Source organism: Arthrobacter sp. NicSoilC5 (assembly GCF_019977395.1).
GTDB lineage: Bacteria > Actinomycetota > Actinomycetes > Actinomycetales > Micrococcaceae > Arthrobacter.
Map to the genome: position 1 here is coordinate 726,332 of NZ_AP024660.1, position 15,246 is coordinate 741,577.

Below are 15,246 nucleotides of genomic sequence, written 5' to 3' on the forward strand. Positions count from 1 at the left end.
GCGTTAACGTCAGGGGCGGTCCTGGCCCCGCCGCTTCAGGTACCGCTCAAATTCACGCGCAATGGACTCGCCACTGGCTTCAGGGAGGTCGGCGGTGTCCTTCGCTTCCTCCAACTGCCGGACGTAGGCAGCAATCTCCGGGTCCTCGGTAGCGAGTTCGTCCACGCCGCGCTCCCATGCATCCGCTTCCTCGGCCAGCTCGTGGGTGTCCAGCGGCACCTGCAGCAGCTCCTCGATGCGGTGCAGGAGGGCAAGCTGCGCCTTGGGGGAGGGCGCCTGGGCCACATAGTGCGGCACGGCGGCCCACAACGACACAGTAGGGAGTCCCGCCAGGAGTGCCACCTCTGACAGGACACCCACAATCCCCACCGGGCCCTCATACTGCGACGCTTCCAGGTTCATGCGCTCCCGGAGCGGAGCGTCATCCGAGGACGTGCTCACCGGAATCGGGCGGCTGTGCGGAACATCCGCCAGCAGCGCGCCCACCAGCACCACATAGTCGACATTCAGCGCCTCGGCATGGACCAGCAGCTCCGCCGTATAGGCCCGCCACTTATAGGACGGCTCCGTCCCCTGCACAAAAATGACGTCCACATTGGAGTTTGGTGCACTGGCCTTGTAGATCCGGGTGGAAGGCCATTTGATCTTCCGCTCACCGGCAGCATTCCTGCGCACCGTGGGCCGCGTGAACTGAAAGTCGTAGTACTCGTCTGCATCAATGGAAGCGACCTTCTTGCCGCCCCACAATTTGTTCAGGTAGCGCAGCGAATCGCTGGCTGCTTCTCCGGCATCGTTCCACCCCTCAAAGGCGGCAAGCATCACAGTTACGCGCTGTCCGTCAGCCACTGGCTGCAGGAACCGTTCCCGCTCGGGTCCGGCACCCTGTTCGGCGGTGTCTCCCTCGAAGCTATTCATTTCTTCACCCTACGTCCAAGGTGCTTGCCCGCGCATGGAATGAAGCGCCGCAAATCCCCTGAAACCCGTCCACAGCAGGCCCGGTCCATGGCATATTCGCCAAGGGCGTAGCCTACAGCCTCCGCCCAGCCACGCACCGTAGACTGGCGTTATGCCATTTCCTGCCGCCAGTTCCCCGCTCAAAGCCGTCCTGTGGGACATGGACGGGACCATCGTGGACACCGAGCCATACTGGATTGCCGCGGAGCACGCGCTGGTGGAGGCGCACGGGGGAACATGGAGCCATGACCAGGCAATGCAGCTGGTTGGCCAGTCACTGACATTCTCCGCGGGCCTGCTTCAGCGGGCCGGCGTCGAACTGGAAATCCGCGAAATCATCGACACCCTGACTGCGCAGGTCATCAGTAGCGTCCAGCAGGAAGTGCCGTGGCGTCCTGGCGCCCGCGAACTCCTTGAGGAACTGCACGTCGCCGGCGTGCGCTGCGCCCTGGTCACCATGTCCGAGGGCCCACTGGCCCGCGAGGTGGTGGCGAACCTTCCCCGGCCGTACTTCGACGTCGTAGTCACCGGTGACACCGTGAGCCAGGGCAAGCCGCACCCGGAGGCGTACCTGACCGCCGTCGAGCTCCTGCAGGAGAACGATCCCGACCTCGGAATCCACCACTGCGTAGCCCTCGAAGACTCCGTACCCGGCGTGGCTGCGGCCGTAGCCTCCGGCGTCGCCACGGTTGCCGTGCCTCATATTGTCCCGCTGCCTGAGCACCACAGCTACGAGCTCTGGGACACCCTTTCGGGCCGCAGCCTCACCGAACTGGAGGCCTTGCTTCCGCAGGCCGGCGCCGCGGGCGCTCCCGCGGCTTCCACCGGTGACGCCCGTGGCTGAACCGGATGCCCGGCAAAGCGCCAAACCCGACAGCCCGGCGCGGCGTGAAGGCATTCCGCTGGGCCGCATCGCCGGCGTGCCTATTGTCCTCGCGTACTCGTGGTTCGTGATCGCGGCCTTCACGGTAATCGTCTATGGGCCGGTTCTGGCGCGGAACAACCCCATGCTGGGCGTGAGCGCCTACCTCGTGGCCTTTGCCTACGCCGTCCTGCTCCTCATCTCTGTCCTCGTCCACGAGCTCGCCCACGCCCTGACGGCGAAAATCTACGGCTGGCCCACCCAAAAGATCGTCCTGAACCTTTGGGGCGGCCACACCCAGTTCGAAAGCTTCACCTCTTCACCGGGACGGTCTGTGCTGGTTGCGCTGGCCGGGCCGGCCGCCAACTTCGTCCTGGCCGGCGGAGCCTGGCTGCTGCTCGGCACGAACAGCCTGGGAAGCGTCGCCGAAATCCTCACGAACATCTTCATGTGGGCCAACTTCCTCATCGGTGTCTTCAACGTTCTGCCCGGCCTGCCGCTGGATGGCGGCCGGCTGGTCGAATCCATCGTCTGGAAGGCCACCGGCAGCCAGGCAAAGGGAACCGTCGCGGCCGGCTGGGGCGGCCGGATTATCGTCCTCGCCATTGCCTACTGGTTCCTCCTGCGTCCGTTCCTCGCCGGTGACCAGCCGGACTTCAGCCTCCTCATGATCACCATCCTGGTGGGCGGGTTCCTGTGGATGGGCGCGTCGGCGTCCATCCAGCAGGGCACGCTGCGCGGCCGGCTGCCGCTGGTCAGCGCCGCAGCCCTGGCGACGCCGGCTGCCGGCGTTCCTTCCACCGGCACGGTCCGGGACGCCCTCCGCCTGGGCGCAGCGGGAACAAAGTCCGTGGTGGTCTGCGGACCGGACGGACGGCCGCAGGGCGTGGTGGACCCGGGAGCCCTCGCATCCGTACCCGGCGCTGCGGCGGATACCACGCCCGTCACCGCCATTTCGTTCCCCCTGGCTGCCGGAGCCTACATTCCGGAATGGTCCAAAGGGCAGGAGCTGATCCAGTTCCTTTCCCAGCTTGAGGGACGCCATTACGCTGTTGTGGACCACAACGGAACGGTCACCGGGCTGCTGACGCAGGAGGCTGTCCTCGCAGCCATCACCGGAAAGCGCCCGCGCAACGATAGGCACCCGCAGGGCCAGACCCGGTAGAGTTACCTGCCGGTCGTGCATTGCCGCGGAAGCCCAGCGTCCCCGAGGACCATCAGGGCCGCGGCACAACAGGTTTACAGGAGCGAGGAAGAATCATGAGCAGCGAAACTGCCGTCAACGACGCCAAGGGAGCAGCGCAAGCCGGTGCTGCCGCCAGCGGCTCGCAGCCGGTGGGCGCTGCCCGTCGCCGGGGCCCTTTCCGGGAGGGCGAACGCGTCCAGCTGACGGACGAACGCGGCCGCATGAACACCATCACGCTGGAACGCGGCGGCGCCTTCCACACCCACCGTGGTTTCCTGAACCACGATGAAATCATCGGCAAGGTTGACGGCTCGGTCGTGGTGAACAACGTGGGCCAGCAGTACCAGACCCTCCGGCCCCTGCTGTCCGATTTCGTGCTCTCCATGCCACGCGGTGCCGCCGTCGTCTATCCCAAGGACGCCGGCCAGATTGTCACCATGGCGGACATCTTCCCCGGCGCACGCGTCGTGGAGGCCGGCGTGGGCTCCGGTGCCCTGTCCATTTCGCTGCTCCGCGCGGTGGGGGACAACGGCTACCTGCACTCCTTTGAGCGGCGTGAAGAGTTCGCTGACATCGCCCGCGGCAACGTTGAAACCATCTTCGGCGGCCCGCACCCCGCCTGGCAGATTTCCCTCGGCGACTTCCAGGAGGAAGTGGTCAAGGCCGAGGAACCGGGCTCCGTGGACCGCGTCGTCCTGGACATGCTGGCACCCTGGGAGTGCCTCGACGCCGTCGCCACGGTGCTTGCCCCCGGCGGCGTGTGGATCAACTACGTCGCCACGGTCACCCAGCTCTCACGTACCGCGGAAGCCATCCGGGCCGACGGCCGTTTCACCGAGCCCGACGCCTGGGAGTCGATGGTCCGCGGCTGGCACCTTGAAGGACTCGCCGTGCGCCCGGACCACCGCATGGTGGCCCACACGGGATTCCTGCTGGTCACCCGGCGGCTCGCAGACGGCGTCACCGGCATCTCGGTCAAGCGCCGCCCGTCAAAGACCGAGTTCAACGAAGAGGACGTCAACGCCTGGACTCCCGGGGCGGTAGGGGAGCGGGCTGTGTCGGACAAGAAACTTCGGCGCGCCGCCCGGGACGCCATCGCCGGGACCAACGTGGTGGACAACCCCGAGGTTACGAACTAGTCCACATTTCGGGAGTCTCCATCCCTACCCGCCCTCTTGGGACTAATGTCTTAAGAGAAGCGCAGGAAGGGGCTGATACATCATGGAGACACCAAACCAGGACTCCGGACGTACACCGGCAGAGCAGTCTGCCGCCAACGACCTCTCGGTTGCTGACCGCCAGGTCAACATACTTCGGGACAAGCTCAGGCACATCGACCGCCAGTTGGCAGCGGCAACGCAGAACAACTCCAAGCTGGTCAGCATGCTCGAAACCGCGAAGGCGGAGATCCTCCGGCTGAAAAATGCCCTGGACCAGGAAGGGCAGCCGCCCTACAGCTTCGGCACCATCCTCCAGATCAATCCGAAACGGCAGCCGGCTCCGGGCAACAGCGGCCAGGCCGCCACGGAGGAGTCGGTGGACATCTTCAACGCGGGCCGGAAGATGCGCGTGGGCATCAGCCCGCTGGTGAACATCAACCAGCTTTCCGTGGGCCAGGAAGTGCTGCTGAACGAAGCCCTCCTGATCGTCGCGGGCCTGGGCTACGAACGCGCCGGTGAACTGGCCACCCTGAAGGAAATGCTGGGGCGTGACCGCGCCCTGGTGGTGGGCCGCGCGGACGAAGAACGCGTGGTGCGGCTTTCCGGTGCCCTCCTGTCCGAGAAGCTCCGGGTTGGCGATGCCCTGTCCGTGGATTCACGGACCGGATACGCGCTGGAGAAGGTGCCCCGCTCAGAGGTGGAAAACCTGGTCCTTGAGGAAGTTCCGGACATCACCTACGAGGACATCGGTGGCCTCGGCCCCCAGATCGAGCAGATCCGCGACGCCGTGGAACTTCCGTTCCTGCACCCGGACCTTTACCGGGAGCATGGCCTCAAAGCCCCCAAGGGCATCCTCCTGTACGGCCCTCCGGGCTGCGGCAAGACGCTCATTGCCAAGGCCGTTGCCAACTCCCTCGCTGCCCGCGCCGCCGAGCGCTCCGGGAACGTGGACCTCAAGAGCTACTTCCTGAACATCAAAGGGCCCGAACTCCTGGACAAGTACGTCGGTGAAACCGAGCGTCACATCCGCCTGATCTTCTCCCGCGCCCGGGAAAAGGCCTCCGACGGCAGCCCCGTGGTGGTCTTCTTCGATGAAATGGACTCGCTGTTCCGCACCCGCGGCACCGGCATCTCGTCCGACGTCGAAACCACCATCGTGCCCCAGCTCCTCAGTGAGATTGACGGTGTGGAACGCCTGGACAACGTGATCGTCATCGGCGCGTCCAACCGCGAGGACATGATCGACCCCGCAATCCTCCGTCCGGGACGGCTGGACGTGAAGGTCAAGATCCAGCGGCCTGACGCGGAGGCAGCGGCCGATATTTTCAACAAATACATCACGCCGGACCTGCCGTTCCACGAATCGGACCTCGCCGAACACAACGGTGACGTCCAGGCCACCGTTGACGCCATGGTCCAGCGCACCGTGGAAGCCATGTACTCCACGGACAAGTCCAATGAGTTCCTGGAGGTCACCTACGCCAACGGTGACACCGAGATGCTGTACTTCAAGGACTTCAACTCCGGCGCCGTGGTGCAGAACGTGGTGGACCGGGCCAAGAAGTACGCCATCAAGGACCTGCTGACCTCGCACCAGAAGGGGCTCCGGATCGAGCACCTGCTGCGGGCGGTGGTGGACGAGTTCCGTGAGCATGAAGACATGCCCAACACCACCAACCCTGACGACTGGGCACGCATCTCCGGTAAGAAGGGTGAACGGATCACCTATATCCGGACCATTGTGCAGGGCAAAGCCGGCCAGGAGCCCGGCAAGTCCATCGAAACCATGCCCACCACAGGACAGTATCTGTGACGGGTTCACACGGATCCGCCGGCGGGGAAGCCCTCCCCGCCGGCGGGGCCATGCGGGTCATGGGAGCCGAAACCGAGTACGGCATCCACGCTCCGTCCGCCCCTTCCGCCAACGCCACGATGATGAGCGCCCGGGTGGTCCAGGCCTACGCCCAGGTCACCCGCCAGCGGGCGGCCGGCGGAGCGGAGACCCGGTGGGACTACACGGATGAGGAGCCGCTGCACGATGCCCGGGGCTGGACCGTGGACCGCGGTGCCGCCCATCCCAGCCAGCTGACCGACCAGCCTCCGGTGCTCGACGCGGAGGCGGTGGCCCTTGCATACGGCCGCGAGGAGTTGGAGCTCGACGGGCAGGATGAATCGGGGACCCTCCTGATGAACATGGTCCTCGGCAATGGGGCCCGGCTGTATGTCGACCACGCCCATCCCGAGTACTCCAGCCCGGAGGTCACCAATCCCCGTGACGCGGTGACCTGGGACGCTGCCGGCGATCTGGTGGGTCTCGCCGCCGTTCGCCGGCTGGCCGCGGATCCGGCGCTGCCGCCGGTCAACCTTTACAAAAACAACACGGACAACAAATCCGTGTCGTACGGTTCGCACGAGAACTACCTGATGCCCAGGTCAGTACCGTTCGGAGACATCGTGCGGGGGCTGACACCGTTCTTCGTCAGCCGCCAGGTGGTGTGCGGGGCCGGCCGGTTGGGAATAGGCCAGGACAGCTCCACCCCGGGCTTCCAGATCAGCCAGCGGGCCGACTTCTTTGAGGCCGAGGTGGGCTTGGAGACCACCATCCGCAGGCCCATCATTAACACCAGGGACGAGCCCCACGCCACAGCGGACAAATACCGGCGCCTGCACGTGATCATCGGGGACGCCAACCTCAGCCAGGTGTCCAATTACCTCAAATTCGGCACCACCGCCCTGGTCCTCAGCCTCATCGAGGCCGGGCTCGCACCCAAGATCGAGGTCTACGAGCCCGTCGCAGCGCTCAAGACGGTAAGCCACGACACCTCATTGACCACCAGGCTTCGCCTGCTGGACGGCAGGCGCGTCACGGCCCTGGACCTTCAGTGGATGTACCACGAGGCCGCAGCGAAGCTCGCCCAGGACACCGGAGTGGGTGACGCCGTGGACGGCGACGGCCATACCCATGAGGTCCTGGAACGGTGGGCGTCGGTTCTGACCCAGCTCGACAGTGACAGGGCTGCCGCCGCCACCTCCGTGGAGTGGCTGGCCAAACTTTCCCTGTTGGACGGCTACCGCCAGCGCGACGGACTGGAGTGGAGCGACGCCCGGCTGGGCCTGGTTGACCTCCAGTGGGCCGACATCAGGCCCGAGAAGGGCCTCTACTACCGGCTCCTGTCCCGGAACCGGATGCAGCGCGTCGTTGATGATTCCGCCATTGCCGCTGCCGTCGCGGAGCCTCCGGCCGATACCCGGGCGTTCTTCCGGGGAAAGTGCATCAGCAGCTTTGGCAAGGACGTTGTAGGCGCCAGCTGGGACTCGGTGATCTTCGACGTGCCCGGCTACGGGAGGCTCCAGCGCGTGCCCACCAGGGAGCCACTGAGGGGAACCAAAGCACTGACCGGAGCGTTGTTCGAACGCTACCGGGAAGCGGGACCGTTCCTCGGCGAACTGCTGGGACACAACAGCACTCCGCCTGCGGCGTAAACCGCGCCGGAACGCCCGTCCCGTGGCAGGATGGGCATATCGGAGGATCCGCCGGATCCACCGACGGAAGAAGGAGGGAAACCAATGGCAGGCCAGGAGCAGCAGCAGCCGCAGTCACGGGACAGCCAGGTCGACGAAGACATCCCCGAGGCACCCCCGGCACCGCCCGAGGCACAGGCATCGGCATCGACCGAAGGCGTGGACGACCTTCTCGACGAGATCGACGGCGTCCTGGAATCCAACGCCGAGGAGTTCGTCCGGGCATTCGTCCAAAAGGGCGGCCAATAACCCGGACGGCTGAGTGGCGGAAGCCGCGGACGGCCGGGATCTGTACCGACGTTGAAGTACCACGTTCAAGGAGTGATGAGTGCAGGAATCAACCGCCAACCAGGTAGCCGCCAACGCCACCTCGTCCTTTACCGAGCACCTGCAGCGGGACCGGCCTGAGCTACTGCCTTTCAGCCGGTCCCTCCAGGGTGGTGCGTCGGTGGCTGCCCCGGTTCAGGTTCCCCATGCCACCACCATCGTTGCCATGAGCTACGGCGGCGGCGTCCTGATGGCGGGCGACCGGCGGGCAACCATGGGGAACGTCATTGCGAGCAGGCACATCGAGAAGGTCTTCCCGGCTGACCACTTCTCCGTCCTCGGCATTGCCGGAACAGCCGGCATAGCAATTGACCTGACCCGGCTTTTCCAGGTTGAACTTGAGCACTACGAAAAGATAGAAGGAACCCAGCTCAGCCTTGAAGGCAAGGCAAACCGGCTGGGTGCAATGATCAGGGGCAACCTTCCCTTGGCCCTGCAGGGCCTTGCAGTGGTGCCCCTGTTCGCCGGTTTCGACACCAGCGCAGGCGTCGGCCGGCTGTTTTCCTATGACGTCACCGGCGGCAGGTACGAGGAACACGAACACCACACCGTCGGCTCCGGCTCCGTCTTCGCGCGCGGTGCGCTGAAGAAGCTTTGGCGGCCCAATCTCACGGCCGAGCAGGCCCTTTCCGTTGCGGTCGAATCGCTGTATGACGCTGCCGACGACGATTCCGCAACGGGCGGCCCGGACACGGTCCGGCAGTTGTGGCCGGTGGTCTATACGGTGGACAGGACAGGTGCCCGGCGGGTGCCCGAGCCCGAACTCGCGGCTGCATCCCGCAGCGTGATCGAAGCGCGCACCATCGCCGGACGGGAGGCCTGAGATGACCCAGCAGTTCTATGTCTCACCAGAACAACTGATGAAGGACCGCGCGGATTTCGCGCGGAAAGGCATCGCCCGCGGCCGCTCAGTGGTTGTCATCAGCTGCGCCGACGGGATCGCCCTCGTAGCCGAGAACCCTTCGCCATCCCTGCATAAGATCGGCGAGATCTACGACAAAATCGCGTTCGCCGCCGTCGGCAAGTACAACGAATTCGAAAGCCTCCGCCAGGCCGGCGTCCGCTACGCCGACGTCCGCGGATACTCGTACGACCGCGAGGACGTCACCGCCCGCGGCCTGGCCAGTGTGTACGCCCAAAGCCTGGGCGCTGTCTTCACCGCCGAGCAAAAGCCCTTCGAGGTGGAACTCGCCGTTGCCGAAGTAGGGTCCTCGCAGGCCGAGGACCACCTCTACCGGCTGACGTTCGACGGCTCGATCGCCGACGAGCACAGCTTTGTCGTCATGGGTGGACAAGCTGAGAAAGTGTCATCGGCCATCGATGCAGGATGGCAGGCTTCGCTGGGCTTCGCCGACGCCGTCCGGCTGGCCATCAAGGGACTTACGCCCGTCCAGGAGGGTGAGCAGCCCGCGGCGCCGTTGCCGCCCAGTGCATTGGAAGTGGCCGTCCTGGACCGGCTGTCCGAAAGCTCCCGCGGCACCCGGCGTGCCTTCCGCAGGCTGAACGACGCGGACATCACAGCACTGCTGGCCTAGGAGGACCACATGGACAAGAGAATCTTCGGCATCGAAACCGAGTTTGGGATCTCCTACTCGAGCCCCGACTCGAGGCCTCTTGCCCCGGAGGAGGTGGCGCGGTACCTGTTCCGGAAGGTGGTCAGCTGGGGGCGTTCCTCCAATGTGTTCCTCACCAACGGTTCCCGGCTGTACCTCGACGTCGGATCCCACCCCGAGTACGCTACGGCGGAGTGCGATGACCTTGCGCAGCTGATCGCCCACGACCGTGCCGGCGAACTCATCCTTGACGATCTGGTGGATGAGGCCCAGGCGCGCCTTGCCGCTGAAGGCTTCAACGGCACCGTGTACCTGTTCAAGAACAACACCGATTCCGCAGGGAACTCGTACGGCAGCCATGAGAATTACCTGATTCCGCGGCGCGGGGAATTTTCCCGCCTGGCTGAAATCCTGATTCCGTTCCTGGTCACCCGGCAGCTCATCGCCGGCGCAGGGAAGATCCTGAAGACGCCCCACGGTGCCACCTATGCCTTCTCCCAGCGGGCCGACCACATCTGGGAAGGCGTCTCTTCCGCCACCACCCGGTCCCGGCCCATCATCAACACCCGGGACGAGCCGCATGCCGACGCCGAGTTCTACAGGCGGCTCCACGTCATCGTGGGGGACTCGAACATGTCCGAGGCCACCGCGCTGATGAAGGTCGGCACCGTGGACCTGGTCCTCCGGATGATCGAGGCCGGCGTGATCATGCGGGACATGCGGATGGAAAACCCCATCCGCAGCATCCGGGAAATCTCCCACGACCTCAGCGGCCGCGCGTTGGTCCGCCTGGCCAACGGACGTCAGCTCACCGCCCTGGAAATCCAGCAGGAGTACTTGACCAAGGTGACCGCCTTCGTCAAGGAGCATGGCGCCCACAACCCGCACGTTCCCGTGATCCTGGACCTGTGGGAGCGGACGCTCCATGCGATCGAGTCCGGCGATACCCGGGGGATCGACACCGAAATCGACTGGGCCATCAAGAAGAAGCTGATGGACAACTACCGCGAACGCCACGGCCTGGGCCTGGAGGCGCCGCGGATCGCCCAGCTTGATCTGACCTACCACGACATTTCGCGCAGCCGGGGGCTTTTCTATCTCCTGCAGTCCCGGGGTGCGGTGCGCCGCATTGTCGACGACACCGTCATCAAGGGTGCCGTGGATGCGCCGCCACAGACCACCCGCGCCAAACTGCGCGGGGACTTTGTCCGGCGTGCGCAGGAACTGGGGCGGGACTACACCGTGGACTGGGTGCACCTGAAACTCAACGACCGTGCCCACCAGACAATCCTGTGCAAGGACCCCTTCCGCAGCGTCGACGAGCGGGTGGATGCGCTGCTGGACTCCATGGGTTGATCGGCTCCGGGCTGACGTCCAGCTTCAGGGTCTATTCTGGATAAGGTCCCTTTTAAGGGGGCCTCCCACGGCATTGTCCGCCGCCTGGCGGAAAGCCGTCTCCACCCTGCCCCGACGAAAGTTTTACTACGTGCGCCGACTACTAGCAATCCTCCTTCCCGGCCTGCTGCTCCTGACCGCCTGCGGCGGTACAGCCCCGCAGCCCCAGCCGAGCAGCCAGTCCGCCGGGGAGACTGCAAAGTTCGACTCCCTCAAGCTGACCGACAACGGGGACAAGAAGGCCCCGGGTGTGGATTTCGACAAGCCCCTGGCCGTTTCCCAGCCGACCATCAAAGTGGTCTCTGAAGGCAGCGGCGACACCGTCAAGGCAAACCAGGTGGCCAAGATCTCCATCCTTGCCTTGAACGGTACGGACGGTTCCCAGCTGGAGGACACCTTCCCCAACGAGCCTGAAAGCCTTGAGCTGAACGATGAGCTCAAAACCGGCAGCGCCGTCATCTACAACGCTTTCGTAGGTGCCAAAGTAGGTTCAAGCCTTGCCCTGGCCGTCCCCGGCCAGCAGAGTGCTCCTTCGGCAAGCCCCAGCCCCTCCGACGGCGCCAGCCCCAGCCCCAGTGCCGCAGCTGCACCCACCCAGCTGCTGATCATCAAGGTACTCTCCGCCTCGGACCCCACTCCCGTCCTGGACAAGCCGCAGGGCGACGCCGTGACGCCGCCGCCCGGCCTGCCGACTGTGACGGAAAAAGACGGCGTACCTGAGATCAACGTTGCAGGTGCACCCGCCCCCACGGCACTCGTGTCGCAGGACCTGATCAAGGGCACGGGCGCCACCGTCAAGGAATCCGACACGCTGACTGTGAACTACGTTGGCGTCAACCTCTCCGACGGGACCAAGTTCGATTCCAGCTTCGACCGCGGCCAGCCCGCCACCTTCCCGCTCTCGGGCGTCATCAAGGGCTGGACCCAGGGCCTCGCGGGTAAGAACGTGGGCTCCCGCGTCCTGCTGGTCATCCCCAAGGACCTGGCCTACGGAGACGCCGGCCAGGGCCAGGCGAAGGGCGACCTGGTCTTCGTAGTGGACATCCTCGGGGTCAAGTAGCAAGACTTACAGGGACGCCGCGTCCTTCGCGGCACCCATCACCACTCACTCAATAGGAGCAAGCATGTCGTTTGGACAGCGGGAATTCGACCGCCAGAAGCCCGAGATCGACTTCCCGGAAGGCGACGTCCCCACGGAACTCGTCATCACAGACCTCATCGAGGGTGACGGCAAGGAAGCCAAGGCAGGGGACACCGTCTCCACCCACTATGTCGGGGTAGCCTGGTCCACAGGCGAAGAATTCGACGCCTCCTGGGGCCGCGGCGCACCGCTGGACTTCCGGGTCGGCGTCGGCCAGGTCATCCAGGGCTGGGACCAGGGCCTCCTGGGCATGAAGGTCGGCGGCCGCCGCCGCCTGGAGATCCCCTCCGAGCTGGCCTACGGCTCGCGCGGTGCCGGCGGAGCCATCGCCCCCAACGAGGCACTGATCTTCGTCGTGGACCTCGTCGCCGTCCGCTAAGTCGACGGCACACGCGGAAACTGATCGCACCGTGAAGCGCGGCAGCAGGGAGGACAACCTCCCGCGCTGCCGCGCTTTCTGCTTTCACCGGGGGAGTTTAGTAACGTAACCAAGGTGTCCGTATCCCGCACTGAACGACTCCTCAACCTGCTGATTGCGCTGCTCAACACCCGCTACGGGTTGCGCCGCAGCGAACTGCGCGAGAAGGTCTACCACGACACCTCCGGCAATGACGTCGCCTTCGGGCGGATGTTCGAACGGGACAAGAACGACCTGAGGGCCATGGGCTTCGAGGTGGAAACCCTGACGGACCTGGGCTGGAGCGAGGATGACCCGGCCACCACCAGGTACCGCATCGGCAAGGAGTCCAGCCGCCTCCCGGACGTCCAGCTGGGCCCGGACGAATGGACGGTCCTCCTGCTCGCTTCCCAACTTTGGGAGCGCGCCGCATTGGGGACCGCTGCCCAAAGCGCCCTCCGCAAGCTCCAGGCCTCAGGAAGGCTGGCCGAGGTGGAACTCCCGGCCGGCGTCCAGCCACGGATCAAGCCGGCCGGACAGGCCTTCGATGACGTCGTCGCAGCCATGCACGGCCGCCATCCAGTCACCTTCACGTACCTCGCCGGAAGCACCGGCAAGGAGGAGGAACGGTCTGTAGAGCCCTGGGGATTGGGCAGCCGGTTCGGCCAGTGGTACCTCATGGGATACGACCGCGGCCGAAACGCGCCCAGGCATTTCCGCCTGTCCCGCTTCACGAGCGCCGTGACAACCCTCGACAGGGAGCAGTACGTTCCGCCCGCCAACTTCAGCATCCGCGCCGAACTGGACCGGTTGCCTGAACTGCCGCTGCGCACCGCCGTCGTGGACGTCAGGCAGGGGCGCCTGCTGGCGCTGCGCAGCCGGGCCGTTGAAGGCGGCCGGCACCAGGTTCCCGGCCGGCCCGCCGACGGCGACGACCGGCTGGTCGTGGAATACCGCGATCCGGAAGTCCTCGCCGAAGAGCTGGCCAGCTACGGACCCGACGCCCTGGCAGTGGAGCCCGCAGAGCTGGCAGGGGCAGTGCGGCGCCGCCTGCAGGCTGCAGCGGACTTCACCGCCGCGCCCGTCCCCGCCTATGCCTTCTCCGATACCCGTCCCCGGGCAGCCCGGAAGGGGACCTCGGAGGACCAGCTCAAGCGCATGCTGCAGCTGGTCCCGTTCCTGGTCCACAACCAGGGCCTGCACATCCAGGACGTGGCGAAGCACTTCGGCGTCACCCGGGAAGAGCTGGAGGCAGACCTCCGGATCCTCATTTGCTCCGGATTGCCCGAGGGGTACCCGGATGATCTGCTCGATATCCAGTGGGAGGACGACCACGTCTTCATCACCCAGGACCTTGACCTGAAGAAGCCGGTCCGGTTCACGGTGGCGGAGGCGTGCGCCCTGCTGACCGGCCTTGAGACGCTCAATGGGCTGCCGGACCTGCCCGGCGGCGGCGCCCTCGAATCGGTCACGTTGAAGCTGCTGGCCGCGGCCGGGGAGGAAGGACTCCGCGCCGCCTCCATCGCGGGGCCGCAGGTGGCTCCCGCGGAAGCCGCGACCCATGCCACGGTCCGCCAGGCAATCGGGACCGGCGCGCAGCTCCGCCTGAGCTACCTCTCACCCCAGCGTGACGAGGTTACCGAGCGCGACGTCGACCCGTTGCGGCTGTACTCCCTGGACAACACCTGGTACTTCGAAGCCTGGTGCCACCTGGTGGACGGGCTCCGGAATTTCCGGCTGGACCGGGTCCAGGACGTGCGCCCCAATGGCCGGCCCGCCACCGTGCACGGGCCGCCCGATGGCGGCGTTCCGGCCAAACTCTTCACAGCGAACGACGACGACACAACAGTCACCGTCCAGCTCACCCGGCAGGGGAGGGGGCTGGCGGACGACTACTACGCCGAGCGCACCGCAGAGTTGCCCGACGGCGGGCTGGTGGCCCAGATCAGGTTCGGCAGCACCGCGTGGCTGCCGATGTTCGTGGCCCAGCACGGCGGTTCGGCCCGGATCCTGGCTCCTGCCGGGCTGGCTGACGCCGCGCGGGACTGGCTGGCGGCATCGCTGGACAGGTACGCCGGATAGACTTCTCAGCATGCCTTGGTGGTCCTGGATTCTCATATGGGTTTCGCTCGTCGCAGTGTCCCTGCTGTTCTATGTCCTGCTGGGCATCCGTCTCTTCCGCCAGTTCATGGCGACCGTCAAGGACCTCAGTGCTGCCGGTGAGAAGCTGGGGCACCTGAATCCGGTCGAAGCACAGGAATCCCCGGACCCGGAACGGCCGCTCCCGGGTTCCGCCGTTTTTGCCTCACCCGCCGTGATGCGACATGATTACGAGGCATCCAAATTGGCCCGGCGCGAAGACCGCCGCCGCCGGCGAGTGCAGCGCAAAAAGGACCGGGGCCAGCCGCAGGCGCTCGGAGATCTCGACTTCACATAGAAGTAGGATGTATTTAGAGGAAAGGATTTCCCGTGGGAAGACTCTTTGATGGCCCCTGGCCGATCGTAATCATTATCGTCGTTGCTTTGCTTCTCTTCGCCGCCCCCAAGCTTCCGGCCATGGCCCGCAGCCTGGGACAGTCAATGCGGATCATCAAATCCGAGGTCAAGGAAATGAAGAACGACGGCAAAGCCGACTCCACCGAGGCCACCGGCCCGATGGAAGGCACCATCGTGAACCACCCCAAGGCGAAGCCCGGTGAGCCGACAGACGGCACTGACGTTCCGCCGTCAACCCGCGCCTGACCTCCCG

At 65.6% G+C, this 15,246-nt stretch carries 15 protein-coding genes; 14 read left to right on the top strand and 1 reads right to left on the bottom strand.

Annotated features, from left to right (window positions below):
- Positions 1–9: 9 nt before the first annotated feature.
- Positions 10–915: a PAC2 family protein gene (locus LDO22_RS03315; RefSeq protein ID WP_159631987.1), complete on the bottom strand. Its 906-nt coding sequence runs from the start codon at positions 913–915 to the stop codon at positions 10–12.
- Between the two features lie 199 nt (positions 916–1,114).
- Here LDO22_RS03315 and LDO22_RS03320 point away from each other — a divergent pair, with 199 nt between their 5' ends.
- From LDO22_RS03320 to tatA, 14 genes are all read left to right on the top strand, one after another.
- The gene (locus LDO22_RS03320) at positions 1,115–1,798 is read left to right on the top strand and encodes an HAD family phosphatase (protein WP_263422202.1); all 684 of its coding nucleotides are present in this window, start codon (positions 1,115–1,117) and stop codon (positions 1,796–1,798) included.
- Positions 1,791–2,981 carry a site-2 protease family protein gene (locus tag LDO22_RS03325; protein WP_224026098.1) on the top strand — a complete coding sequence of 397 codons (1,191 nt, stop codon included), beginning with the start codon at positions 1,791–1,793 and terminating at the stop codon, positions 2,979–2,981. The genes LDO22_RS03320 and LDO22_RS03325 overlap by 8 nt, the downstream gene beginning before the upstream one ends.
- Before the next feature lie 95 nt (positions 2,982–3,076).
- On the top strand, positions 3,077–4,141 hold the full coding sequence (locus tag LDO22_RS03330) for a tRNA (adenine-N1)-methyltransferase (protein WP_159631984.1): 1,065 nt from the start codon (positions 3,077–3,079) through the stop codon (positions 4,139–4,141).
- Positions 4,142–4,223: 82 nt separating this feature from the next.
- Positions 4,224–5,975, top strand: a complete 1,752-nt coding sequence (gene arc / locus LDO22_RS03335) for a proteasome ATPase (RefSeq protein ID WP_159631983.1) — start codon at positions 4,224–4,226, stop codon at positions 5,973–5,975.
- A 50-nt stretch (positions 5,976–6,025) separates the two neighbouring features.
- Positions 6,026–7,645 (top strand): depupylase/deamidase Dop, encoded by a 1,620-nt coding sequence (gene dop / locus LDO22_RS03340; protein ID WP_224027150.1) that lies wholly within the window; start codon positions 6,026–6,028, stop codon positions 7,643–7,645.
- Between the two features lie 84 nt (positions 7,646–7,729).
- Positions 7,730–7,933, top strand: a complete 204-nt coding sequence (locus tag LDO22_RS03345; protein ID WP_015937113.1) for a ubiquitin-like protein Pup — start codon at positions 7,730–7,732, stop codon at positions 7,931–7,933.
- A 79-nt stretch (positions 7,934–8,012) separates the two neighbouring features.
- Positions 8,013–8,834 (top strand): proteasome subunit beta, encoded by an 822-nt coding sequence (prcB, locus tag LDO22_RS03350; protein ID WP_224026099.1) that lies wholly within the window; start codon positions 8,013–8,015, stop codon positions 8,832–8,834.
- Position 8,835: 1 nt separating this feature from the next.
- Positions 8,836–9,546 (top strand): proteasome subunit alpha, encoded by a 711-nt coding sequence (gene prcA / locus LDO22_RS03355; protein WP_224026100.1) that lies wholly within the window; start codon positions 8,836–8,838, stop codon positions 9,544–9,546.
- 9 nt (positions 9,547–9,555) lie between these two features.
- Positions 9,556–10,920 carry a Pup--protein ligase gene (gene pafA, locus LDO22_RS03360; protein ID WP_159631981.1) on the top strand — a complete coding sequence of 455 codons (1,365 nt, stop codon included), beginning with the start codon at positions 9,556–9,558 and terminating at the stop codon, positions 10,918–10,920.
- 130 nt (positions 10,921–11,050) lie between these two features.
- A complete protein-coding gene (locus LDO22_RS03365) occupies positions 11,051–12,019 on the top strand; it encodes an FKBP-type peptidyl-prolyl cis-trans isomerase (protein ID WP_224026101.1) in 969 nt (322 codons plus the stop codon).
- Between the two features lie 64 nt (positions 12,020–12,083).
- Positions 12,084–12,479, top strand: a complete 396-nt coding sequence (locus tag LDO22_RS03370) for an FKBP-type peptidyl-prolyl cis-trans isomerase (protein WP_159631980.1) — start codon at positions 12,084–12,086, stop codon at positions 12,477–12,479.
- A gap of 114 nt (positions 12,480–12,593) precedes the next feature.
- Positions 12,594–14,579: a WYL domain-containing protein gene (locus LDO22_RS03375; RefSeq protein ID WP_224026102.1), complete on the top strand. Its 1,986-nt coding sequence runs from the start codon at positions 12,594–12,596 to the stop codon at positions 14,577–14,579.
- A gap of 10 nt (positions 14,580–14,589) precedes the next feature.
- A complete protein-coding gene (locus tag LDO22_RS03380; protein WP_224026103.1) occupies positions 14,590–14,934 on the top strand; it encodes a hypothetical protein in 345 nt (114 codons plus the stop codon).
- A 32-nt stretch (positions 14,935–14,966) separates the two neighbouring features.
- The gene (tatA, locus tag LDO22_RS03385; protein WP_159631977.1) at positions 14,967–15,239 is read left to right on the top strand and encodes a Sec-independent protein translocase subunit TatA; all 273 of its coding nucleotides are present in this window, start codon (positions 14,967–14,969) and stop codon (positions 15,237–15,239) included.
- Positions 15,240–15,246 lie beyond the last annotated feature (7 nt).